The organism is Agaribacterium sp. ZY112 (assembly GCF_041346925.1).
Lineage (GTDB): Bacteria > Pseudomonadota > Gammaproteobacteria > Pseudomonadales > Cellvibrionaceae > Agaribacterium.
In genome coordinates this window covers 1,314,652-1,338,496 of record NZ_CP166840.1, presented here as the reverse complement: position 1 = coordinate 1,338,496, position 23,845 = coordinate 1,314,652, and the positions used below count along the sequence as shown (strand labels likewise).

The 23,845-nt window shown below is 45.4% G+C and carries 19 protein-coding genes; 10 read left to right on the top strand and 9 right to left on the bottom strand.

Features of this window, described 5'->3' with window-relative positions:
- The first annotated feature begins 8 nt into the window (after positions 1–8).
- On the top strand, positions 9–1,250 hold the full coding sequence (locus AB1S55_RS05980) for an NAD(P)/FAD-dependent oxidoreductase (protein ID WP_370980884.1): 1,242 nt from the start codon (positions 9–11) through the stop codon (positions 1,248–1,250).
- 21 nt (positions 1,251–1,271) lie between these two features.
- Positions 1,272–3,968, top strand: coding sequence for a molybdopterin-dependent oxidoreductase (locus AB1S55_RS05975; protein ID WP_370980883.1), 2,697 nt, complete (start codon positions 1,272–1,274; stop codon positions 3,966–3,968).
- Between the two features lie 48 nt (positions 3,969–4,016).
- On the opposite strand, the gene AB1S55_RS05970 is transcribed toward AB1S55_RS05975, so the two are convergent.
- Positions 4,017–4,595 carry a YqiA/YcfP family alpha/beta fold hydrolase gene (locus AB1S55_RS05970; RefSeq protein WP_370980882.1) on the bottom strand — a complete coding sequence of 193 codons (579 nt, stop codon included), beginning with the start codon at positions 4,593–4,595 and terminating at the stop codon, positions 4,017–4,019.
- Between the two features lie 79 nt (positions 4,596–4,674).
- Between AB1S55_RS05970 and AB1S55_RS05965 the strand changes: the two genes are divergently transcribed.
- Both AB1S55_RS05965 and AB1S55_RS05960 read left to right on the top strand, forming a co-directional pair.
- A complete protein-coding gene (locus tag AB1S55_RS05965) occupies positions 4,675–5,634 on the top strand; it encodes a shikimate kinase (RefSeq protein ID WP_370980881.1) in 960 nt (319 codons plus the stop codon).
- Positions 5,635–5,665: 31 nt separating this feature from the next.
- The gene (locus tag AB1S55_RS05960) at positions 5,666–6,292 is read left to right on the top strand and encodes an outer membrane beta-barrel protein (protein WP_370980880.1); all 627 of its coding nucleotides are present in this window, start codon (positions 5,666–5,668) and stop codon (positions 6,290–6,292) included.
- Positions 6,293–6,368: 76 nt separating this feature from the next.
- Here AB1S55_RS05960 and cpdA read toward each other — a convergent pair whose 3' ends face one another.
- The 3 genes from cpdA to AB1S55_RS05945 form a co-directional block, all read right to left on the bottom strand.
- Entirely contained in the window at positions 6,369–7,181 is an 813-nt protein-coding gene (gene cpdA / locus AB1S55_RS05955) for a 3',5'-cyclic-AMP phosphodiesterase (RefSeq protein WP_370981577.1), read from the bottom strand.
- A gap of 138 nt (positions 7,182–7,319) precedes the next feature.
- A complete protein-coding gene (locus tag AB1S55_RS05950) occupies positions 7,320–7,799 on the bottom strand; it encodes a DUF1249 domain-containing protein (protein ID WP_370980879.1) in 480 nt (159 codons plus the stop codon).
- Positions 7,796–8,425, bottom strand: a complete 630-nt coding sequence (locus AB1S55_RS05945; protein ID WP_370980878.1) for an NUDIX domain-containing protein — start codon at positions 8,423–8,425, stop codon at positions 7,796–7,798. The genes AB1S55_RS05950 and AB1S55_RS05945 overlap by 4 nt, the downstream gene beginning before the upstream one ends.
- A 167-nt stretch (positions 8,426–8,592) precedes the next feature.
- Here AB1S55_RS05945 and AB1S55_RS05940 point away from each other — a divergent pair, with 167 nt between their 5' ends.
- Positions 8,593–10,005, top strand: a complete 1,413-nt coding sequence (locus AB1S55_RS05940) for a TolC family outer membrane protein (protein WP_370980877.1) — start codon at positions 8,593–8,595, stop codon at positions 10,003–10,005.
- Between the two features lie 14 nt (positions 10,006–10,019).
- Positions 10,020–10,454, top strand: coding sequence for a DUF6491 family protein (locus tag AB1S55_RS05935; protein WP_370980876.1), 435 nt, complete (start codon positions 10,020–10,022; stop codon positions 10,452–10,454).
- A gap of 77 nt (positions 10,455–10,531) precedes the next feature.
- Here the strand turns inward: AB1S55_RS05935 and cynS are convergent, their stop codons facing one another.
- Together cynS and AB1S55_RS05925 are read right to left on the bottom strand one after the other, a co-directional pair.
- Complete coding sequence (gene cynS, locus AB1S55_RS05930; RefSeq protein ID WP_370980875.1) at positions 10,532–10,972, bottom strand: cyanase; 441 nt, start codon at positions 10,970–10,972, stop codon at positions 10,532–10,534.
- A gap of 307 nt (positions 10,973–11,279) precedes the next feature.
- The gene (locus tag AB1S55_RS05925; protein WP_370980874.1) at positions 11,280–13,442 is read right to left on the bottom strand and encodes a di-heme-cytochrome C peroxidase; all 2,163 of its coding nucleotides are present in this window, start codon (positions 13,440–13,442) and stop codon (positions 11,280–11,282) included.
- 247 nt (positions 13,443–13,689) lie between these two features.
- On the opposite strand from AB1S55_RS05925, the gene AB1S55_RS05920 reads away from it, so the two are divergent.
- A complete protein-coding gene (locus tag AB1S55_RS05920; RefSeq protein ID WP_370980873.1) occupies positions 13,690–16,701 on the top strand; it encodes a glycoside hydrolase family 15 protein in 3,012 nt (1,003 codons plus the stop codon).
- 56 nt (positions 16,702–16,757) lie between these two features.
- Here AB1S55_RS05920 and AB1S55_RS05915 read toward each other — a convergent pair whose 3' ends face one another.
- Entirely contained in the window at positions 16,758–17,261 is a 504-nt protein-coding gene (locus tag AB1S55_RS05915; protein WP_370980872.1) for a hypothetical protein, read from the bottom strand.
- Positions 17,262–17,527: 266 nt separating this feature from the next.
- On the opposite strand from AB1S55_RS05915, the gene AB1S55_RS05910 reads away from it, so the two are divergent.
- The 3 genes from AB1S55_RS05910 to AB1S55_RS05900 are packed head-to-tail and all read left to right on the top strand — an operon-like array spanning position 17,528 to position 20,601.
- A complete protein-coding gene (locus tag AB1S55_RS05910; RefSeq protein ID WP_370980871.1) occupies positions 17,528–18,556 on the top strand; it encodes a S1C family serine protease in 1,029 nt (342 codons plus the stop codon).
- Positions 18,557–18,616: 60 nt separating this feature from the next.
- On the top strand, positions 18,617–18,985 hold the full coding sequence (locus AB1S55_RS05905; RefSeq protein ID WP_370980870.1) for a potassium channel family protein: 369 nt from the start codon (positions 18,617–18,619) through the stop codon (positions 18,983–18,985).
- Entirely contained in the window at positions 18,982–20,601 is a 1,620-nt protein-coding gene (locus AB1S55_RS05900) for an alkaline phosphatase family protein (RefSeq protein WP_370980869.1), read from the top strand. The genes AB1S55_RS05905 and AB1S55_RS05900 overlap by 4 nt, the downstream gene beginning before the upstream one ends.
- Before the next feature lie 60 nt (positions 20,602–20,661).
- Here AB1S55_RS05900 and fbp read toward each other — a convergent pair whose 3' ends face one another.
- Together fbp and recQ are read right to left on the bottom strand one after the other, a co-directional pair.
- On the bottom strand, positions 20,662–21,702 hold the full coding sequence (fbp, locus tag AB1S55_RS05895) for a class 1 fructose-bisphosphatase (RefSeq protein ID WP_370980868.1): 1,041 nt from the start codon (positions 21,700–21,702) through the stop codon (positions 20,662–20,664).
- Between the two features lie 310 nt (positions 21,703–22,012).
- Positions 22,013–23,824 carry a DNA helicase RecQ gene (gene recQ, locus AB1S55_RS05890; RefSeq protein WP_370980867.1) on the bottom strand — a complete coding sequence of 604 codons (1,812 nt, stop codon included), beginning with the start codon at positions 23,822–23,824 and terminating at the stop codon, positions 22,013–22,015.
- Between the last annotated feature and the right edge of the window lie 21 nt (positions 23,825–23,845).

Below are 23,845 nucleotides of genomic sequence, written 5' to 3'. Positions count from 1 at the left end.
CCAGTGATATGACAACAAGCTCTACTACTCTTCCTTCTCTTGTAATCGTCGGTAACGGCATGGTTGCCGGTCGCTTCCTTGATGAATTACTTAAGCGTGACGGCCAGCAATACCGTGTGACCGTTATCGGTGCCGAACCTCACGGCAGTTATAACCGTATTATGTTGAGCTCCGTTCTCGCCAACGACACGACAGTTAAAGCCATTGTGCAAAAAGACCACGATTGGTATGAGCAACAAGGTATTCACTTTATCTCTGGCAGCCCCGTCGTCAGTATTGACCGAGATAAAAAAACCGTCAGCACGGCTTGCGATCAACAAATCAGCTACGACGAACTTGTCTTGGCTACCGGCTCCCGGGCTGCACGCATTCCTGCAAAAAACCTCGACTTAGCCCATGTATTCCTATTTCGAACCATTGCCGACACTCAGGCAATGATGCAGATTGCAGAAGCTGAGCACGCCAAAAACGCTATTGTTGTTGGTGGCGGTTTACTTGGTCTAGAAGCGGCTTATGGCCTTGCTAAATTTGGCATTAAAGTCACCCTAGTCCATCGCAGTGGCTGGCTTCTAAATCGCCAACTAGACGAACGTTCGGCAAACATGCTCAAAGACGTGATGCAAAGCATGGGCATTAGCTTTCGCCTTAACGACGAGATTGTCAGCTTTAACGGAGACTCTGCCGTTAAAAGCGCCACCCTAAAGAGTGGTGACACGCTGGATGCTGAACTGGCGGTAATCGCAACCGGCATTACACCCAATGCTGAACTAGGCCTAGAGCACGGCCTAGACGGAAAGCGAGCCATAGAAGTAGATGACTTTATGCAAACCAGCGCCGCGCACATTAGTGCCATTGGTGAGTGTATTGAACACAAGGGCCAATGTTTTGGTCTTGTTGATCCTCTCTGGCGCCAAGCGGAAACCTTAGCCGCACGCTTAGTAAATAGTGAAAACCTACCTTTTGAGAACCAAGCGACTGCCACCAAATTAAAAGTGAGTGGCGTGCAAGTATTCTCAGCAGGCCAAGTACTTGAAACAGAGCAGCAACGCAGCATTATCGTCGAAGACAAACAAAGCCGCATTTACCGAAAGTTGATCATCGAGCAAGACCGCATCGTAGGCATCGTTCTTTTTGGTGATGTACGCTCCGGCGCCTACTATTTCGATTTAATGCAGGACGGCACCGATGTCAGTGCCATGCTGCCAAACCTTATTTTTGGCCAAGAGTTCTGCGAAAGCAGTGCCGCCTAAATGTTGGAAACAAACAGTAGTATGAGTTCAGTCATTGCAAGCAGCAAAAACCATCTTACAACCTGCCCCTACTGCGGTGTAGGCTGCGGAGTAGAAGCCACAGTTGAGGCCGGCCAAGTAACAGGCGTAAAAGGGATTAAACAACACCCTGCGAACCAAGGGCGTCTCTGTGTAAAGGGCTCGTCGTTGCACGAAACCCTAGACAGCACAAACCGCTTATTACGACCTCAAATCAACGGTCAAGAAACCGACTGGGACAGCGCTCTCGATTATGTTGCCGGGCGATGGCAAGACATCGTCAAAGAACACGGTCCCGATTCCGTCGCGTTTTACCTGAGTGGGCAGCTACTGACTGAAGATTATTACGTTGCCAATAAGCTCATGAAAGGCTTTGTTGGCACCTCGAATATTGATACCAATAGCCGCCTCTGTATGGCCAGTGCTGTTGTCGCCCATAAACGTGCCTTTGGCAGCGATGCCGTACCGGCGAGCTATGAAGATCTTGAGCAAAGCGATCTACTTATCTTAGTTGGCTCAAATGCGGCTTATGCCCACCCAATTATTTATCAGCGCATCGTCAAAGCCAAAAAAGAGCGCAATTTTAAAGTGGTTGTTCTTGATCCTAGACGTACAGCCAGTTGCGATATTGCCGACATTCATCTGCCATTAAGCCCGGGCAGTGATGCCTTTTTCTTTAATGGCCTTTTAAGCTACCTCGCCGACAACAATAAAATTGATCACGACTACATTCAGCAGCACTGCGATGGTTTTGATGAGACCCTAAAGACGGCTCAAGAGCAAGTACCCACTATCACTGCAGCGGCAGAGGCATGTGACCTAAGCATTGAAGCCGTTGAGCAAGTGTACGAACTGTTTGCCAACAATGACAAAGCCATCACCCTATTTTCTCAGGGCGTTAATCAAAGCTCTTCTGGGGTTGATAAAGGCAATGCCATCATCAACTGCCACTTGGCGACGGGTAAAATAGGCAAAGTCGGGGCAGCGCCATTTTCTATCACCGGCCAGCCCAATGCCATGGGCGGGCGCGAAGTTGGCGGCCTAGCTAACCAATTTGCAGCGCATATGGGCTTCACCGACGACGCCATTGAGCGTGTAGAAAAGTTTTGGCAGGCTCCCAATATAGCCAAACAAGAAGGCCTTAAGGCCGTTGATATGTTTCGTGCAGTAGAAGAGGGAAAGATCAAAGCGATCTGGATTATGGCCACCAACCCTGTGGTTTCGATGCCAGAAGCAAATAGAGTGAAAGCCGCTTTAGAAAAGTGCGACTTGGTTATCGTCAGTGAATGCATGGCCAACTCCGATACCGCAGCCACCGCCAACGTCTTATTACCCGCAACTAGCTGGAGCGAAAAGCACGGCACCGTTACCAATAGTGAGCGCTGCATCAGTCTGCAAAAAGGCTTTATGCCAGCACCAGGCAGTGCCCGTAACGACTGGCAGATCATGTGCGACTTTGCCAAGCGTCTTGGTTATAAAGAAGCCTTTAACTACCAGCACCCCGTTGAAATTTTCCGCGAGCACGCCGCCTTAAGTGGGCTTGAGAACAACAAGAGTCGCGCCTTTGATATTAGCGGCTTAAAAGATATCAGCCTTGAGGACTATGAAAACTTTAGCCCTCGCCGCTGGCCCATAAGCTCCGACAAACCTGAAGGCAGCCAGCGTCTGTTTGAAGACGGTCAGTTTTTTACCCCCAATAAGCGCGCCAAGCTTATCCCCATTAAAGCCAGCTACCCTAAAAAGCCTGCTGTAAAAGGCGAACTCATCATGAATACCGGTCGTATTCGCGACCAGTGGCATACAATGACTCGCACAGGTAAAGCGGCACGCCTACTTGCCCATGTAGAAGAGCCTTATGTGCAAGTACACCCTAAAGACGCCGAAACCTTTGGTATTCAAAGTGAGCAACTGGTTGAGCTGAGAAATCAAAATAGTCGCTATTTAGGTCGTGCTAAAATCAGCCTTGATCAGCGTCTAGGGGAAGCATTTGTTCCTATGCACTGGAATAAAGTTTATGCCTCCAGCGCTCGTGCAGACGCCTTAGTCAATGCTATTACTGACCCCTTTTGTGGCCAACCAGAATTTAAACACAGCCCCGTTAAAACCCGCGCCTACAATGCCTTGTGGCAAGGTTACTTACTGTCCACGCTGGAAGTGGAGCCCCACTGTGATTACTGGGCCAAAATGACACTAAATTCGGGCTTCAACTACGCCTTGGCCGATGAAAAAGAAGTCGATGATTGGCAAGCGTGGCTAAACCAGCTTTACCCTCAAATTGATGACTGGGTAACACTGGAAGACAAGCAGGCTAATTACTCACGCTTTTTGGGTTTTAGAGGCGGTATATTAAGTATTGCTCTATTTATCGATCAAGAACCAAGCAAACTCCCTAATATGCACTGGCTCACCACGCGCCTTGGTAAAGAGATCACACCAGAAGAACGCTTTACCTTGTTAGCCGGTAATGCAGGTGATGATAGTCAAAGTCCGGGCGCTATTGTCTGTTCTTGCTTCCAGATTGGTGAAAACCAGATTAAAGACGCAATCAGTGAAGGCGCGACATCAGCAGAAGCGCTTGGTGCTAAACTCAAATGTGGTACCAACTGTGGCTCCTGTATACCCGAGCTCAGCGCCATGGTTGACGATGCAGCGGCTCTAGCCACAGACGCCACAGCCCTAGCAACAGAGTTGGCCAGCTAAGGCAACTGAGGGCCGAATACGCCCTCAGCTTTTGTCTTTGAGCTTGCACTAATCGACTAAAAAACGAATAACTTCTGGAATCCAACGCTCGTAAGCTTCAAAACTGTGGTTACCTCCGTCTTCGATCGTTGAACGACAAGCGCGATAACGCTGCGCGGCCATAGTCCAATCCAGCACCTCATCTCCCTTTTGTTGTAACAACCAATAGCGCGACACATCCTTTAGAGCCCCACTTTCACATTCGGCCAAGGTCGCTAGATCTTTTGCCTGAAGGCAATAGCTATCATCACTGTAATAACTCTTAAGCTCTTGCCCAACATAGCTTTGAAAGCGTGTGTGAGGAGAAACAGCCGGATTCACCAATACGGCCTTGCTGAGTAAACCAAGCTCAACAAAGTGGGATGCCCAATAGCCACCCAAGGAGCTACCTATCGCCACCGCATTGGGTAAAGAGTTTAATAAGGTGCTTAGTTGCTGCTTAGCCTTCTCGGGATAAGAACTCAGCTGGGGGCAATGAAAAACAAGATCTGAACGATGAGCTCTTAACCACTCTTCTGTTGCCTGAGCCTTAAAAGAGCGCGGCGAACTCAAAAAACCATGAATGTAGATTACGTGTTTATCAGCCATACTAGTGTCTACTAAAAACTGCGCTTAATAATGCTAAGGCGCTGAGCTACTTAATGAAAAGCACCTAAGGCTTTATATTGTGCGACGTTTTCTAAAATTATTAAAAGGTGATGAAGCCGAACTTAGCTGGGCCTTACTTCGCGCTTCAGCTAGTTTCTATTGCTTTGCCGCTATTTTACTCACCATTGTCTTCAGCTACCAAAGAGACTTCCAGCAAGCTCAACTTGCCGACATTCTTAGCTATTACCTGCCCTGCCTAATCATCTATTTAATGAGCAGTTTAGTCAGCAGCTCGGTTAAACTGCGACTCAGCCTGTGGTTAATAAGCGCCGTTCTATTTAGCCTATTAAGCCTCTTCTCCTTACTCACCCACCAAGGGGAAGCCCCCATGCAAAGCCAAGCTGGGCTAGTTATTTTTTTGATTTTCCACCTGCTCTTATTAAGTAGGGCCTTGTATGCGCTACAAATACACAGCGATAACAACAGACTCACTATGACAAACACTTCGCAGACCAACATTATTTTAATCGGTATGCCCGGCTCGGGAAAATCAACCCTAGGCTTAGCACTGGCCCATGCACTTAAACGCCCTTTTATCGATAGCGATCAAGTAATAGAAAAAGAAGAGCAATGCTCTTTGCAGCAAATACTCGATAAAAGCGGCTATCAAGTACTGCGCAATATTGAAGAGCAATACTTACTGAAACTAGAGGCATCTCATAATGTCATCGCAACGGGTGGCAGTGCCATCTACAGTGAAGAAGCGATGCAGCATTTAAAAGAGCTAGGGAGCATTATTTATCTAGAGCTGCCTTTAGCAATACTAAAAAAACGCATTACAAATTTTAGCCAACGTGGCTTAGCAAGAGCCCCGCACCAAGGCCTCAATGAGTTATTTATTGAAAGACAAGGCCTGTATGAACGCTGGGCAGACTATAAGCTCGACTGTAAAAACTTAGATCAAGAGCACGCATTAGAACAACTAAAGCTACTGGTAGAAAAAATCAGCACACAAGAGTACAAACAGAGGCTACAATAGCTGCAATTTTGTACGGGACGGAATAAAAACAATGAAGAAATTGCTGACTTTAGCTGTATTGAGCGCGCTAGCCTCGACCACAGCCACAGCGCAAGACGAGTGGCGCGTTAATCTATCTACCGGTAACAGCTTTGCGAGCGACCCCAGCAGCGGCGGTGACGGTACCGATATGGATTTAGAGCCAGGCTCACTACTACAACTATCCCTGCACAAATACCAAAAAGGCAGCCGTGACGGCGCCCGTCTTTTTTACGAGTTCTTTTATTCACAAAATAATATTGATGTTTCTGTCACTACCGATTCAGGTACTGGCGATTACGATACAAGCCTTAAAGCTCAACATCTTCAAATCGGCGGCACCTACGAATGGGCCGAAAACCCAAAAGTATTTGACCCTTATTTTGCAATGACTATCGGCGCTAGCCAGTACAGCCCAGACACCTCCAAAAGCGAAACCTACCTATCTGGTACTGCTGCCCTAGGTGCTCGCTTCTGGGTTATGAAGAACATCGCCCTAAATATAGAAGCCCGTGCCATTGGCACTGTATTTGACAGCTCTTCAACTATTTTCTGCCAAAACAACAGCTGTCTTATCACTTTAGATGGCGACCTCTGGTGGCAACAACAACTGACCTTTGGTGCCAGTTACTCGTTCTAAAGGCAAAAAAAATGCGCTGAGTAAACTCAGCGCATTCAAGCCCAACATATCTACCAAGTTAACCTCTTAGATTTTATTAATAGCCGGTTGCGGCCATATCAATAAAATAATTTTTCTCTTCGCTTCTACGTACCTGCGTCTTAAAATTGCCGTCATCAAACAATTCGTAAGTTCGATAGCCAGGCATTTGCGTATCCAACTGAAACTCATCACTGTTTGGCAAAAACTGTATACATGTAGAAGGTGTCGCCATTAAAGCCACCCCCTTTCTCTCACAATAAAAGTTTTGATGCACATGCCCCCAGCTCACCAACTTCACTTGAGAGTGTCGATCTAGCACCTCAAAAAAGCGCTCGGCATCTTCGACTACATACTGATCTAACCACTCACAACCCACAGCGACAGGCTGATGATGAAGGAATACCGCCGTCGGACGCGTAGGGTGGGCACTTAACTCACGCTCTAAGCGAGCCAGCTCATTTGGGCCTAAACGCCCCCCCTCTTGCCTAGGGATGCGCGAATCCAAAAAAATAAAATGCCAACCCTCAACGCAGTGGCTTAGTTCAATAGGATGCTGACCAACACTGAGCATATGCTCGGGGTTATCATGATTGCCTGGCAACCAAGCCAAAGGCACTGAAGGGAAGTACTCATCAATAATCGTTAAAAAACGAGCATAAGATAAAGCACCAGCATCACCACTTACATCACCAGAGACAACGATCATATCTGGCTCTTCATTCGCTTTTGCTGCAAGCAGCACGTCATGCAAACTCTGATCAGTATCCATACCAAGCAAAGTTTGTCGTGGTGAACTACCAAGATGGCAGTCAGTAATCTGTAGCAGTTTGAATCGATTCATCGACGAAACACGCGCTCTAAATTTAATAGATACAAGTAAAGCCGCACAACACCATCCTAGTGCTCAAAAGCGGCTTCAAAAGCTGGCAGTTAACGCAGCGGCTTATATCAAAGTATCGTTATGTTCTATAAGAACAGTGTGTGGCCTAACTCAAAGAATGTGAAGCTAAGTCCTTCGTGTAATATGAACTGATTCACAAAGCTTAGCTTTCATTAAACCGTGATTGTGACAAAAGACCAACCAATCACGCAAAAAGCGATTTAATTCGAACTTCTCATCAGGAGCGTACATCTTAGGATTGGGGTAATCATACTGGGGCTGCCAATACCTATGCCCTTCAAACACAATCACTTCAGCGACATCCGCATCGTGATATAAACGCAATTGCATAGTCGGCAGAGACATATCTTTACAAGCTTGGGAAATCGTAACAAGCGAGGTATAAGGCGTTTTTTCTGTACAGCGAATATCGACACTAATTGGATTCTGCCCGCCAGCTAGATAGTGCCATTCCGTCTCTTCATCACGTAAACCGGGCAATAAACGCAGACAGCGATGATAGTTCAGCTCACATATCTCCATATGGCCACGCAAATCGACTGATGCCGCCTCGCGACGCTTTTTAATGGCTAAGTACTGGCTCACTTTTGCAGCCTTGCACGCAAGCTAGCTCGATGAGCTTGCAGCCATTGCAAGCCAATCAAAGTCGCAGAATTATTTGTGCGTGCACAGTACATTTGTTCAAAGACCTCATCAGGGGCATAAGTTTGAAAGCGAATATCCTCACCTTCATAGTCTAAACCATAGACTCCACCGGCTTCGCTAAGATCACATAAAGCGCAGTATAAGTGCACTTTTTCACTACAGCCGCCTGGGGTACTGTAATAGGTGGTGACAAACTCCAACTCGACCTTAGTAATACCGGCTTCTTCTTCAATCTCACGGCAAATAACTTGCTCAGCCGTCTCCCCCGGCTCAAGCATGCCAGCAACCACCTCTAAACACCAAGGGCCATGCTCAGAATCTAAGGCGCCAATACGAAATTGCTCAACAAGGCCAAGTCGATCGTTAATTGGGTCATAGAGAACTGCCGCAGCTGCTTCGCCTCGATGAAAGAGCTCACGCTTAATGTCTTCGCTCCAGCCACCTTTAAATAAACGGTGACGTAAACGAAAACTCAATATCTGGAAAAAACCCTGAAAAGCCGTCTTTTGCTCAAGGATCTCGACATCAGCACGACCTAAGTCAGCACGACCTAAAGACTTCATCATTTACCTATGACTGCACATATTTGAAAACGCCAGTTTAGGCAGGGCTTAAGGGCCTGTCTATGCGGATAAAGCCCTAGATGACAAAAGGCTAACCTTCAAGCAAGTCTCGATGTATGATAAGCAGCACTTAGGACTTCAGTTAACGTTCATATTGACCAGGACGCTCAATGACGCTCAAACAACTTTTTTCTGCTCGCGGTATCAACCGCAATATTCTACGCAACGCTAGCATCGCAGCTTGCTTAGGCCTCAGCGCTCAATTCAGCACAGCCGAAGATCTGTACTATATCTATCAGCAAGCAGTTGAGAATGACCACGAATTCAAAGCTTCCCAAGCCGCTTATCAAGCGGGCTTAGAAGACAGCAAACTAGGACGCTCAGCCCTACTGCCCAAGATCAATGCCAGCGCTAATTACACCGGCAGCAACAGAAGCGTTGACGGCAGTGAAAGCAGTACCACACAAGTGCTGCCCAGTGAAACCGACAATACCAATAGCGGTTATGGTATTAGCTTGGTTCAACCACTTTTTGATATGGCCGCATGGCAGACATACAAAGCGGGTAAGTCGACAGCGGATGTTGCTGAAGCGAACTACCTCTCAGCTCAGCAAGAATTGATCTTGCGCACCGCACAAGCCTATTTTGATATTTTGTTAGCTGGTGATAATTACTCTACGGCAATAGCAGAAGAGGACGCCCTTAAACATCAGCTTGAACAAACTCGCCAACGCTTTGAAGTTGGCTTAAGCGCAATCACAGAAGTACATGAAGCCAAAGCCGCTTACGATAACTCTGTCGCTGAAAAGCTGATTGCAGAAGGCCAGCTAGGTATTAGCTTTGAAGCCTTAGAAGTACTAACCGGTCAGAGCTATCAGCAGATTGCCCCTCTCAAAGATAACTTTGCCGTTAGCAACCCTCAACCCGCTGCTCGCCAAGCTTGGGTGGACCGAGCTATTGAAGGCAACCCTCAGTTAGCCGCAGCCGAGGCACTAGCCGAAGCCAGCCGTCGTCAGGCTAAGCAAGCCAAAGCAGGCCACTACCCTGTATTGAGCTTAAACGGCAACTATGCAAGCTATAACGACGATAGAGAAACCGACTTTGGTTATAACAGCGATCTAGACTCTGATGACAGTAGCATTGGCCTAACTTTAACTGTGCCTATCTATAATGGTGGCGCTGTCAGCGCCTCTCGAAGACAAGCCGAGCAACAGTCCATCCAAGCACGTGAGCAGTGGCTAAAAGCCAAACGAGACGTTGTTCAAGCTGCGCGCTCTCAACACTTAAGTGTGACAACCACCGTTGCAACCGTACATGCTCGTGAGCAAGGTATTATCTCTACCAGTAGCGCCTTAGAAGCGACCCAAGCGGGTTATAGCGTCGGTACCCGTGATCTTGTTGATGTCTTAAATGCCCAACAAAACTTGTATCAAGCCAAGCGAAATTATTACGCCGCGCTTTACACCTACATTATGAGTAGCTTGCGCCTTAAAGGTGTCGCCGGCATGTTAACAGAGCAAGATCTTGTGCAATTAAATGAATGGCTAAACGAAGCCAAGCCAGTATTAAAAACCAATAGCTAATGGAGGAAACTCTAGTGCAAAAAGTATTTCAACTTAGTTTATTTGTTTTACTAGCTGCAAGCTTAAGCGCGTGTACTACAAGCGGTGATAGCAGCGCTAATAGCCCGAACTTTGGCCAGCTTATGTCAGAAACGACCGGGCAAAATGGCCGCGCTTGTATTCGCACTAGAGATATTCGCGGTTATGGGGCTGAGAACGACAAACAGATCAATATCAATACGATGTCGAAATACTATATCGCCACGACGTTATATAGCTGTCACAATTTGACTATGGCGCCACGTGCTTTGTTTGAAAGCCGCTTTACCGAAGCTTGTGGTGGAACCAGCTACATCACTACACGTGAAGGACGCTGCCCCATCGATAAGATCTTTGAATTTGATAATCGAGAACAAGCCTTTGCTGCAGCCAAGTTAGTTAATGACAAGCTTGCACAGAGTAAAGAATAAAATACGCATCAGCTTAGACCATGTAAAAAGGCCGCATTTATTGCGGCCTTTTTATTTAAAAACGACTTATTTAACAACTACCAACTTTTATAAGGCAAGAACTTACCATTTAAGGTAAGTAACACCCGGTCTCCTTTAGGGTCTTCAATTTTATCCACCTCCATTGAGAAATCGATGGCGCTCATAATACCGTCACCAAATTTTTCCTGAATCACTTCTTTTAAGGTTTCGCCATAAACACCCACGACCTCGTATAAACGATAAATTAAAGGGTCGGTAGGTACTGCTTGCTGCCATTCTTTAATTGGATAAGCCTCAAGAGCTGTTTTAACATCTTCACCTAAGCCTAAATACTCGGTAATTAAGGCTGCTTTTTCTGGCGGAGCGCTATTCATGCCCAAGCAAGCCGACGCCAACCAAACTGGGCTTAGGCCTGTTTTTGCGCCCATCTCTTCCCAAGTCAAACCAAGCTCGGTTTTCTTAGTCACAATCACATCCGTCATTGTTTGCTTATCCATAAATGAGTCCTCAAGTTATTATCAAATATAAAATCAAATACGCCCCAATAAATAGCTGCACTCACTAAGTAAGCAGAATTAAAAGCAACGCAATGTTAAAGTGCGTAAAAAACTAACTCGCCCAGTTTCAGTGCATAAACTTTATAAAGAGAGCTTATAAACTGTCGTCTATAAGAACATTTGCAAACTCGATGCCATGGAGTAGCAAACTTTATTGCGAAGTAAAGACAAGGGGAAATAAGGGCGAGGAAAGCAAAACAAGCCGACCCCAAGAGTAATAACTTGGCGCCGACCTCAGCGAGATAAATTAGAGCGTTTTCATATACTCAACAAGGGCCCAGCGCTGCTGGTCATTCAAAGCTGGCAAGACCTCACCATTAAGCTGGGGGCTGCGCCCAGCGGCATATTCATGACCACTGTTAAAGTTGCCGGGCAAACTCGTATCAAATACAGAGCCATCATAACCTTGCGATTTAAAACCTACTTTTTTAGCATCAAACTCACGGCTGCCTACAACAAAATGATTAGGGCGGTACAAGCCTTCATCTGGATCGCCTTCACGCTTAACTGGCAGTAATAAGTCATAAAGCGTAGGAACGGAACCGTTGTGTAAATAAGGCGCGGTAGCCCAAATGCCATTTAAGGGCCGAGCTTTATAAGCCAAGAGGTTTTGAAAGGGTTGAGCTGTAGTGCTCGGCTGATAATCGCCGCTTTGTACGCTCGCTTCTATATCATTTTGAAAGAAAGAAGCCGCAAGTAAATACAATCTATCTAGCTGCCTACGTATCCACCACTTATCCGCATCAGGTGTCACTACCACGCCGGCCGCTGCCGCCGATAGGATCATAGCAACCGGCGCTTGCTCGGGCATGATAACGGTGCCGACCGATGTTTTTTGATAGGTTTGCTTAAAGTTACCTGAACTGCCACTGTATAAGACTGAGTTTTTAGCCATCGCAGGATCAGTACCAATTCGATCCAGAGCCGACATGGAAGCCACAACTTTTCGATCCCAATTATTACGATCAATAGGCTGATGACAACTCTGACAATACTCAACAAATAAACGCTGACCTTTATCCGCTAGAGCTTTATCGATCTTAGGTAAAGGTCCATGCTCACCATTAGGCAGATAGCTATCGTCTCCGGGCCACAGAGGTGATTTTAAATTCTTTAAAGCCAACTCCAAACGCTGCAGGTTAATAGGGTCAACCGATGACGTGAAATCAATCACTTCTCGTTTACTGTCCTGCCCAGAAGCTCGAGCGGGTAAATTAAGTGGGGCATACCAAGGCTTGCTTGCCGTCCAATCCAGGGTGGCAAAAACCCCCATCACCTCCCCCACATTACGCCCCAAAGGGCCCGCGCCAGCATTTTTAGCTATACCATTCCATTGCACATAATCGGAATGAGCGGTATCCCATAAAAAGGGATAACTAACCGGCGCATTAGGCTCGTTAAATACTTGGTCTCGTAAACGCAGAATTTGCTTCATGCTTAAAGACACTTGATTCGGACCTTTGGCCGTCAAGCGGTCGATCACCAGCATAAATTCATCTCGGCTCACTACCGAATCATCAATCCCCTGCATCACTTGATCAACTTGCTGCAAGGTAAGCATACGCGAACCATCGCTATTTCTTGCCGAAAGCAAATGACGCTTTAACTGATCGCTATCGATAATGTATTGCAGCACTCGATTATAAATACGACCAAAAGCATCAAGCCGCGCATAGCCATAATCTAAGGAACTGTGATTAACAATATTGTACTGACGACGAATCTTATGCCATAACTCAAGATCTTTTTGAGCTTGCTCTGCATTTTTATAGGCGCCCTTTTTAAGCACTTTCGTTAGATAGCGCTCTAATTTGTCCGGTTTATTTAAAGTCGCATCTAGAGCTTGTTCTAACTCGGCCATAAAAGCAGACATATTTGACATAGCAGGGCCGCCATCAATACGAATGGCTTTATCTTGATAATTAACTTGGCCCGTGTGACAAGCTGCACAGGTCAGCCCTAAATAGGCCTGCCCCTTATATGTGTCCTTAACAAAGCCTACAGGTAGCGCATCTGGGTTAAAAATGGTGGCCACCTGAGGCAAGTAGCGCCAACGATCCACATTATCATCAGCGAGAAAGCTCTGCGTATTATCACCATGCTCAAGCGCCAGCATCATCTCATAAGGCAGTAAGTTAGAACCTTGAGTCGTATTGTAAAACCACAAGCTGTCTGAGCGCTTCCAACCCTGATCTAAATACACGGGGGTCGTGTAGGACTCAGTAAAAGCACCCTGACTAATTGCTTTAGCACCTCTATCAGGATGTCTATCGATATGCTGATAGAGCTTTCCGCCAGCGAGAGTCAGAGCCATAAGTAAAGCAACAAAGCTCACAGCCAAAACAAGCTTGCGTAAATGTTGAGCAATAAAGACAGAAATCATAGAAGTGAGTATGGAAATACGGCTCATGGGCCTGGTCCTTGCAGTAATCTTTCGGGTTTAGAGCAATAGCTAGTACAGTAAGCTCAATATTCTTTTCAGAGACAAACGCTTGTAGCAAAGTCTGAGCTAAACTGAATTAGACTTTATTTAGCGGCTTGTTATCCACCAAGCCGAACCACATGATACGGCGAGACAGGCAGAGCGCCAAATTCCAGATTGACGAATAGCTAAGCCTGCCACATCATCGCCGCCACGTTATTAATAGAAGATGAAAATGAACGCTCAGGAACGCCTTAACCAACTCTATTCAGAGATTAAGAAAGTTATTTTAAGCCGTCAGCACCCTGTAACAGGCCTATTGCCTGCCAGTACAGCAGTCAATGCCCACGGTAACTATACCGACGCTTGGGTACGAGATAATGTTTATTCTATTCTTGCCCCTTGGGCCCTCAGTGTTGCTTTTCGGCGCAAAGGCGATAAAGAGCGCCAGGATGAGCTAGAACAAGCCACCATAAAATTAATGCGCGGCTTATTACAATCAATGATGAGGCAAGCTGATAAGGTTGAGACATTTAAGCACAGCCTTAACCCACTTGATGCTTTACACGCCAAATACGACACCAGTAGCGGTTTATGTGTTGTTGCTGATGATGCGTGGGGGCATTTACAAATCGATGCAACCTCCATCTTTTTATTAATCATGGCGCAAATGACAGCATCGGGCTTGCGCATCGTACGCACTCACGATGAAGTCGATTTTGTTCAAAATCTTATTTATTACATTTCCAGCGCTTATCGCAGCCCAGATTACGGTATTTGGGAGCGCGGCAATAAAATTAATAACGGTAAAACCGAAATTAACGCAAGCTCCTTAGGCATGGCCAAAGCTGCTTTACAGGCACTGGACGGCCTCAATCTTTTTGGCAAAGGCGCCTCTGCTCGTGCCGTTGTTCATACGGTTGCCGATTCCATCTCCCTAGCACGCAACAGTTTGGCTCAACTACTGCCACGTGAGTCGCTTTCAAAAGAGGTCGATAGCGCGCTTTTAAGTGTTATTGGCTTCCCAGCGTTTGCAGTTGGTGACCCTGAACTGGTCACTAAAACCCGGGATGAAATTCTTAAAAAGCTAGGCGGCCGCTATGGCTGTAAACGCTTTTTATGGGATGGTCACCAAACGGCCATTGAAGACCCCAACCGCCTCTATTATGAGCACTCGGAATTAGCTGATTTTGAACACGTAGAAAGCGAATGGCCGCTCTTTTTCTGCTACCTCTATATCAATGCACTGTTTGCAGGTAACAAAGCGACAGCTAAATTTTATCGCCATAAAATTGAATCGGTGATGATAGAAAAGGAAGGCACAAAGCTAATCCCAGAACTGTATTACCTGCTTGAGGAAAATATAGAGGCGGAGAAATTAGATCCTGGCTCACAGGAACGCGTAGCCAATGAAAACCTACCTTTAGTCTGGGCCCAAAGTATCTATTATACCGGCCTGCTACTCGACGAAGAGCTGATTGAATACGACGATTTAGACGCTATTCGTTTACGCGGCAGTACAACCCGCTTTAATCACTCTCAAGTGGCTCTGGTTGTACTTGCAGAAAATGATGAAGTAAAACAAGCCCTAGCTGAGCACGGTGTCATTGCAGAAAGCATTGATGATATCTCTCCGATTAGAGTTATTAGCGCTCCGCATCTTGTAGATGCTTATTCACAAGTGGGCGCCAATGAAGCCTTAGGCTTAACAGGGCGACCTCTACGCCGCTTACAGAGTTTGGCAACCTCACAAACCTACTCCATCAACAATCAAAAATGTTTATGCCTTAGCTGGTTGCAAAGTGAGAACGGTGATTACCGTATGCGTGATGCTCAGCTGGTATGTGACAAGCTCGAAAAAGAAATAGCCCATATCCGTAAACACTGGGTAAATTCTGAAGCTGCTGTATTCACTCTAATGATGACCGAAGAGCTCTGCCAAAGCAGTAATGTAAGTGCTCTTTATAAAACCCTGAAAAATCTGCAACTGCGCACCCAGCATACCAATGTAGGTTATGCCTCTGCGAGTTTGGCTTATCGGGCTTCACGTGAAAACCAGCTTTATGCCCCTAACATATGTATTAATCCTATTCGTACCCGCACTGAGTCCATACCAAATATAAGTACCGGGCCAAAAGCAGTTTATGAAATACTTAGCACAGAAGATAAACAACAGGCTTACGCAGCTTTACTCGACTTTGCTGAAAGCAAGGATTTAAACGAAGACGATAAGCAACAATGGCTTAACTATATTTATGCCCAAAGCCAATACAAAAATAACTGGCTGCTAGCACGCCTCTCTTTCACTCTATTGAACAAGCAACACTCGGATTTGTCGGACTACCTAACGGTACTGGCTGCACGCCATTTTTCCGTAATTATAGGTTCAACAAGCCAAGGAGAATTTGGTCTTAACCCAACAATGAGCGCAGATGAAATCGTCGGCTGCCTTAGCGACGTTAGTAACAGTGCTATTGAGCTGTGCCTATTACAAGAGGCCTTTGCAGCCATTGGCACCTTGCAGCGTACAAAGCCTCGCCTCTTTACCGGTTTACGATCTATTCACCTGCAGCATCTATTGAAATTCTGCAGCGCCAAATCGTCAGACGAGTGGACTCTAAGCTCAGCCGTGGAGCTCGGTGCACAGGCTCCGAGCCAACTCTTTAACCGAATCGAACAAATCCTCGAAAGCCAGCGCAGTGTCTATAAAGCCGGGCTGAAAAGTGATATTCCAAACACAAGTTCAAACTCAGAGAACGCCGCTGTCGATACAGACTGGTTTGAGTGGCGCGTAGAGCGCGGCCTCATTGTTAATTTAGATAGGGCCTTTCTGGAAGCGATTTGGCAAAGCATGGGGCATACACGCAGCATGAGTTTTGCTGAGGCAAACAACAAGGAGCATATTATAGATTGCGACTTGGTACGCAGTTCGATGACTAGCGGTGAAGAAATTTTCGCCAAGCTTATTGATGACAATATTCAACAGCTTCACCCTCACTACTATAAAAGTGCAATGATAGAAGCCTTGTTGGCTTTTACGCGCTTTTGTGAAAAGCACCCTGAAGCTCAGTTTGAACTCGGCATTAACCTAGGCGAAGAACTTGAAAAAGCTGCTCATGCCTTCTGCTCTATAGAGAGACAGCGCTCCCCTGTTTCTCGCGACGTAGATATTCTTCTGCAAGAAACACCTGAAGTGCTTCAATACTATCTTGAGAAAACATATAAAAAGACCCTAGGGCTTGAATAAGTCACATCCTAGAATCAACAAGAGGCCTTTATATAATCGAAGGCCTCTTGTTAAACCTAAGCTGCCCCCAAAGCCCTTCCTTTAACTAACCAAGCTAAGCCGAAGCTCCAAAAAGCAATGAGTTCTAAAAAGAAGATAAAAGGTGTTGCGGCAAAATACTCATGTACAGCACTAATCTCGCCATAAGTAATAACCGCAATAATAACCATCACAATATTAATGCCACAAATACGATATATTAAATTATGGCGCTTTTTCTTCTGGCTTAATTCAAGCCCTTCTCCCGAACGAACAAAGAGCACCAAGCAGAAATAAGCCAGACAAAGTAAAAAGAGCAAGGCGGCGGCAACATGAATTTTCGAAGCTAAAAGCATGGCCTCACTAAACTCACCCTCTAAAGCGATAGGAAAAAACGCCACCAATATGGCCGATAAACCGGCTAGGGAGGCGACAATCCTATCCTGTAATCCATAGCCACGATAACAAAGTAAAAACACACCCGTCGCGACATCAGCCCCAACAAACACATTTCTCATACCCGTATGGTAATAATGACTCATAGATTCTTGTAGAGGCAATGAGAAGAGCACTAGCCCGCCAACGTACAAAACCACAGGGTGCAGCAAGGCAATAACACCAATTAAACGACGTAAATTAAGATAGGAAATGACAAGGTCCTACTTATCCATAATAGCTCCTGTAGCAGTTACAAACACCACAAGCCTCTGACTTGCTTTATAATCGCCAGAATCATAACAAATCCCTTGCTGATGCTAAGCCTAAATACCGCTAAAGGCAGTCCAGCATGCCCAGAAAAGGACAATTCATGTACCAACGCCTCACCCTAGTATTACTTAGCCTGCTCTTATTTATTGCCAGTAATAGCCATGCTCGTGATTTCAGTAAAGTCTATGCCAAAGTGAAAGACAGCGTAGTCACCATCCATACCACTCGCATAGGGCAAAGCCAAAGCGTAAAAGGCAAGGTTGATACTAGCTCTTCAGGCTTGGGATCGGGAGTATTGGTGCGTAATGGTTACATACTCACCGCCGCTCACGTAGTGCAAAGCGAAGATGAGATTGAAGTCCAGTTGGCCGACAAACGTCGCTTCAAAGCTCGCACCGTTAGCTCTGTCTCTTTTGCTGATCTTGCCGTTATTAAACTTGAAGACGCCCCCAAGGATCTTCCCCAAGCTAAAATTGGCAACTCCGATAATAGCCATATTGGCGAAGAAGTTTTTGTCATTGGTTCGCCTTATGGGGTTAGCCAAACACTGACCATTGGCCACTTAAGTGGCCGCCGCAATAAACAAAGTCCAGTAGATGATTTTGACCTTGAGTTCCTACAAACCGATGCACCGATTAATCAGGGTAATAGTGGCGGCCCTTTGTTCAACGTAAAAGGCGAAGTCATCGGTATTGTTAGTCATATTTTAAGCCAAAGTGGCGGCAATGAAGGCCTTGGTTTTGCCGCTAGCATCAATATGGCTAAGGGTTTATTTTTAGACCATCCGCCCGTGTGGACCGGTATGACCATGCTGCCTTTGAGTGAAATAATGATGAATGCGCTCAATGTGCCTTATAAATATGGAATTTTAGTCGAGCACGTAGCCCAGCATAGCTTAGGCCACAAGCTTGGTGTGCAAGGCGGAACTATTCCAGCCAATATTGGTGGCATTAAAACCACCCTAGGTGGTGATGTGATTGTTGCTATAAGCCAAAACCATGTGAATTTGGATGACGATGGCATTAAAGACATGTGGAACTATCTTCGCAGTTTAAAACCGGGCGATAAAATTGAACTTAATGTTATTCGCCAAGGCCAGTTACTAAAGCTACACACCTTTATCGATTAAGTTTAAGCACACACAACAAAGTAAAAATACAAGAAACTATAAAAAAGCAGGTATAAGAATATGGACTTTACAATTAGCTTCCTAAAGATGCTTTACATCTTTTTATCCTTACTTTCACCCATCCTTATTTTTCTCTCGGTGCTTATTCTTATTCTGGCGTTTATAGCAGGAAGAAGAGAAGGCTGGAATTTTCTCAACACCATCTATTGGGCCGCCATTACCGCAACAACCGTAGGTTATGGTGATATGCGCCCGTTAAAAAAGCTATCTCGCATGATTGCGATTGCAATTGCAATCCTTGGTTTGATGTTTACAGGAGTACTAGTGGCAGCAACCGTAAGTGCCGCCACTCAATCTTTGGATATGCATATGAGCGAACAGACGATTAAACAAATCAAAGACAAGATCAACGAAAAAGCACTTAAATGAAGACTGTCTTTATAGCGCTCATATGTCTACCTTTAAGCCTATCTATTTTTGCATCTGATATAGATAGGCCAAAGCTAGTACTACAGTTAACGGTCGACCAGCTTAGGCCCGATTTAATTGAGCGCTATAAAGATCGCTTTGTGGACAATGGTTTTAATTATTTACTAAATAACGGTGTATCGTTTAGCAATGCCCAGCACCCTCATGCCGTAACAGAAACCATTGTCGGCCATACCAGCCTAGCAACAGGTGCCACGCCTAGCATTCACGGCATGATAAGTAATCGCTGGTACGATCAAGAAAATGAGCAAATGGTCTACTCATGCTCAGATCCAACAGTAAAACTTATCGGCGCTACAGGAGAGGGACAAAGCCCAGCCAATATCCGGGTGGATAGCTTTTCCGACCATCTAATTCAATCCCTTCCTGGGGCGCGCGCTTTTGCCGTGTCCGTTAAAGACAGAGGCGCTATTCCTTTGGCAGGAAAAAAAGGCAAAGCTTGGTGGTACTCCAAAAGCAATGGTCGCTTTATCAGCAGCAGTTATTATTATCAAAATACGCCAAAGTGGGTCAAGGCTTGGAATAAATCAAACCCCACTAAAGCTTATGATCAACGCTACTGGAAGTTATTAAACGATAAAAAAAGTTATGTAAATGCTAAGCATGACGACCGCCACTGGGAAAACAACCCTTATGCTTTAGGGCGAACCTTCCCGCACTATTATGGTAAACAGTCGGCCCTAGGTTTTTATCCACGCTTAAGTTATAGCCCCGCAGGCGACGAGCTCACAAGCAAATTCAGCCAAGCCCTTATTGACAATGAACAACTTGGCCAACAAAAACAAACCGATTATTTAGCCATTAGCTTTTCATCAGCTGATTATATAGGCCACCAATTTGGCCCAAACAGCCTCGAAGCAGAAGACAACATATTAAGACTAGACCGCGTACTTGCAGAACTCTTAAATCATATAGACAAAAGCATTGGCTTAGAAAACACCCTTATTGTACTTAGCTCCGACCATGGTGTTGCTGACAACCCTAATGACCCTGAAGCCAAGAAAAAACAAGCTCGTTTTTTAAATATTGACCAAAAAACATTAGAGGCGCACCTAAACCCAATTAAACAACAGCACAAGATATCAGGCCCACTAATTAAGATATTCAACTCATCCCAAGTTTATTTAAGACCTGATATATATCAGAGTAATATTTATAAGCGCTTAGCCTTTGAAAAAGAGCTGGCTCTATCTCTTGCAGAAATAGACGGCATTGACAGCGCCTACAGCTATAAAGCTATTAATATGAAACAAGCGACAGGTATTGAAAGAGCCATTGGCCTTAACGACGCAAGCGGAAGATCAGGTGACATTCACCTTGTATTTGAAAAACACGCTTTCAATCAAAGCCCAGGGTATGTCGTTTCAGCTAACCATGGCTCTGTTTGGGATTACGATACACACATACCACTCATCTTTGTATCGCCGCTCTTAAAACCCAAGACAAACACAACGCGGGTGGAAAGTATTGATGTCGCACCGACTCTTGCAAAACTTTTAAAACTGCCAAAATTAAACAAAGCCAGCGGCCAAGCTTTATTTGAACTTAGCCACTAAACCTTATTGATGCACACGCTTATTGTCAACAGCCACTAAGGAAAGCTCATTACTTTGAGCTTAAGCAAGCTCAGCCATTCGTTCCAAGCGCGCCCGCTCTTGAACCATAAAGCGTTCAACATCATCCATCATCGACACAGAGCCAACAAAAAATGGCGTGCGCTGATGCAGTTCTGTTGGTTTAATATCTAATATACGAGTGCCATTGCCATCAGTAGCTCGCCCACCTGCTTGCTCTGCCAACCAAGCTATCGGATTGCATTCATATAAAAGGCGCAATTTCCCATTCGGATTATTTGCATAACTCGGATAAAAATAGATGCCGCCTTTTAAGAGATTACGATGAAAATCAGCCACTAAGGAGCCAATATAACGGGATGTATAAGGCCTATTAGTTGCAGGATCATATTCTTGGCAGTACTTAATATAGCGCTTAACCCCATCGTGAAAGTGAATATAATTACCTTCATTAACAGAATATATATTGCCGCTTTCAGGCGCCTGCATATCGGGGTGGCTTAAATAAAAGACACCGATGCTTGGGTCAAAGGTAAATCCATTCACACCATCACCGGTGGTATAAACCAGCATGGTACTGGTGCCAAAAATCACATATCCCGCAGCGACCTGCTCAGTGCCTGGCTGTAAAAAGTCATCCAATTCAACTGGGCCATCTGCAGCAGACTTACGCTTATAAATAGAAAAAATGGTTCCTACTGCAACATTAACATCAATATTAGAAGAACCATCAACAGGATCAATTAACACAACATACTTACTGCCCTTATTGAGCTCATGATCGAACTCAACAAAGTGCTCTTCCTCTTCTGAGGCAATACCACAAACCAAGCCTCGTGCAGCCAAAGCGGCTTTAAATTTCTCGTTGGCGTACACATCGAGTTTTTGCTGCTGTTCACCCTGAATATTTTCAAGACCCGCAGCCCCAGTTATATCCGCAATACCCGCTTTATTAATCTCACGATGTACCAGTTTCGATGCCAAGCGAATAGCCCCAAAAATCTGACTTAAATCGCCCGTCGCCGCCGCGTGCTTGTGCTGTTGCTGGATAACAAACTCGCCAAGTGTAATAAGTTCTTTCATGCCCATCTCTCTATTAAAGTAAATAGCCTAAAGCAGCCTCGATACAACTGGGTGCTCAGGCTTAGCTGCATATTACGTTCCATGTTGAGTCAACCGACCACAAGAGAGCAGCCTAATGCCCTCATATTGAGCAAACATAAAAGCGAAAAAAAATACGGATTTGACCTAAATCAAACCCTAAAAAGGCTAACAACAACAGGAGTAAAAACAAACAAGAAAGAGCAAATATCTAACATTTACAAAGACAAAAAGGAACAATACGATTCAAAAGAGTCATCAAACTAACACTAAAAACCAATAAGACAAACAGCTACATATTAAAGTTATCTTCAATAATCACGTCCAAAAACGCCTGCCCAAAGCTCTGCAGCTTTTTATCACCCACACCATTGACCTGCCTTAAAGCATGCTCGTCTTCAGGCCTGTGCACCAACATGTCTCTTAAAGTGGCGTCATTAAAGATAATGTAGGGCGGCACGCCGTGCTCTTGAGCCAAACGCTTGCGGCAAGCTCGAAGAGCCTGCCACAAAGGCATATCCGCTTCTTCAATATCGTCGACAATACGCTTATGCACTTTGCGCCTAGACTCAGCCTTAGCTTGTACGTCAGCGCGTAATTCCAAGACCTCGTCACCGCGTAGCACTGGCCTTGCCAGCTCAGTCAAATGTAAAACACCCCAACCCTCACCGTCGATAGCCAATAACTCTCGCGCAATAAGCTGGCGAAAAATGAGCCGCCACTCATCGGCACTGTATTCCTTACCTATGCCCCAAGTGCTTAAGTTTTGGTGAGAGAATTTAAAAACACGCTCATTATTCGCTCCGCGCAGCACATCAATAATATGATTAACACCAAAACGCTGCCCTGTTCTATAAACACAACTTAAAGCTTTTTGCGCGGCTTCAGTTGCATCCCAACTTCGAGGGGGCTCTATGCAGTTGTCACAATTACCACAGGGGTTTTCTAGCTCATCAGAGAAATAACGTAATAAAAGCTGCCTGCGGCAGGTGTGCAACTCACACAAAGCAAGTAGGGCGTTTAAACGCTGCTGCTCAAGCCGCTTAAAGGCCTCATCGGCCTCTGATGTCGATGCCATTTGCTTAAGCTTTACGACATCTTCAATACCGTAAAACATAAGTGCAACAGCCTCATCACCATCTCGGCCAGCGCGGCCTGTCTCTTGGTAATAAGCCTCAATGCTTTTGGGCATATCCATATGCACCACAAAACGCACATCGGGTTTATCTATGCCCATACCAAAAGCCACCGTCGCCACAATAATGACCTGATCCTCTCGTAAAAATGTATTTTGATTTTCACGCTTTATGTCACTAGAAAGGCCAGCATGAAAAGGCAAAGCATGGAAACCCTGCTCACTTAACCACTTCGCTGTTTCTTCAACTTTTTTACGAGAAAGGCAATAGACAACACCGCTATTACCCTGCTGCTCGGTTTGCAAAAAATTTAATAGCTGCTTACGAGCTTGTGCTTTTTGACGAATACGATATTGAATATTAGGTCGATCAAAACCGCAGATAAAATGTTTGCCATTGTGTAACTGCAAACGATCTATAATTTCTTGTCGTGTACGCTCATCAGCTGTTGCGGTTAAGGCAATAAAAGGCTGCTGAGGAAAGCGTTGACGTAAACCGCTAAGGGCCAAATAATCTCGACGAAAATCATGCCCCCACTGGCTCACACAATGAGCCTCATCAATTGCAAACATGGATAACTGGCAACGCTCTAAGAGTTCTAAAGTACGCTCTTGCAGCAATCTCTCAGGCGCAATATAAAGTAAATCCAAGTCATTTGAGAGTAAACGACGCTCAACCGTTCGAATCTCATCATAACTTAAACTGCTATTTACAAAACTGGCGCTAACACCCAGCTCATCGAGCGCATCAACTTGGTCTTGCATCAAAGCAATCAGCGGCGAAACAACAATAGCGACACCTGGGCGTAAAATAGCTGGTACTTGATAGCACAGGCTTTTACCACCGCCTGTTGGCATCAATACCAATGCATCATGACCTTCCAATAAGCTAGTAACAATGGCTTCTTGCTCGCCGCGAAACTCGCTATAACCAAAAGTGTGTTGAAGAATATCTAAAGCGGAAGGCATATATAAAAGAAAGGCCCCAAG

Bases quoted from the DNA above. Each gene is read 5' to 3' on its own strand.
- AB1S55_RS05910 (WP_370980871.1), top strand. From the start codon at position 17,528: ATGTACCAACGCCTCACCCTAGTATTACTTAGCCTGCTCTTATTTATT.
- AB1S55_RS05970 (WP_370980882.1), bottom strand. From the start codon at position 4,595: ATGGCTGATAAACACGTAATCTACATTCATGGTTTTTTGAGTTCGCCG.
- AB1S55_RS05900 (WP_370980869.1), top strand. From the start codon at position 18,982: ATGAAGACTGTCTTTATAGCGCTCATATGTCTACCTTTAAGCCTATCT.
- AB1S55_RS05960 (WP_370980880.1), top strand. From the start codon at position 5,666: ATGAAGAAATTGCTGACTTTAGCTGTATTGAGCGCGCTAGCCTCGACC.
- AB1S55_RS05945 (WP_370980878.1), bottom strand. From the start codon at position 8,425: ATGATGAAGTCTTTAGGTCGTGCTGACTTAGGTCGTGCTGATGTCGAG.
- cynS (WP_370980875.1), bottom strand. From the start codon at position 10,972: ATGGATAAGCAAACAATGACGGATGTGATTGTGACTAAGAAAACCGAG.
- AB1S55_RS05920 (WP_370980873.1), top strand. From the start codon at position 13,690: ATGAACGCTCAGGAACGCCTTAACCAACTCTATTCAGAGATTAAGAAA.
- recQ (WP_370980867.1), bottom strand. From the start codon at position 23,824: ATGCCTTCCGCTTTAGATATTCTTCAACACACTTTTGGTTATAGCGAG.
- AB1S55_RS05940 (WP_370980877.1), top strand. From the start codon at position 8,593: ATGACGCTCAAACAACTTTTTTCTGCTCGCGGTATCAACCGCAATATT.
- AB1S55_RS05975 (WP_370980883.1), top strand. From the start codon at position 1,272: ATGAGTTCAGTCATTGCAAGCAGCAAAAACCATCTTACAACCTGCCCC.
- AB1S55_RS05905 (WP_370980870.1), top strand. From the start codon at position 18,617: ATGGACTTTACAATTAGCTTCCTAAAGATGCTTTACATCTTTTTATCC.
- fbp (WP_370980868.1), bottom strand. From the start codon at position 21,702: ATGAAAGAACTTATTACACTTGGCGAGTTTGTTATCCAGCAACAGCAC.
- AB1S55_RS05925 (WP_370980874.1), bottom strand. From the start codon at position 13,442: ATGAGCCGTATTTCCATACTCACTTCTATGATTTCTGTCTTTATTGCT.
- AB1S55_RS05980 (WP_370980884.1), top strand. From the start codon at position 9: ATGACAACAAGCTCTACTACTCTTCCTTCTCTTGTAATCGTCGGTAAC.
- AB1S55_RS05915 (WP_370980872.1), bottom strand. From the start codon at position 17,261: ATGAGTCATTATTACCATACGGGTATGAGAAATGTGTTTGTTGGGGCT.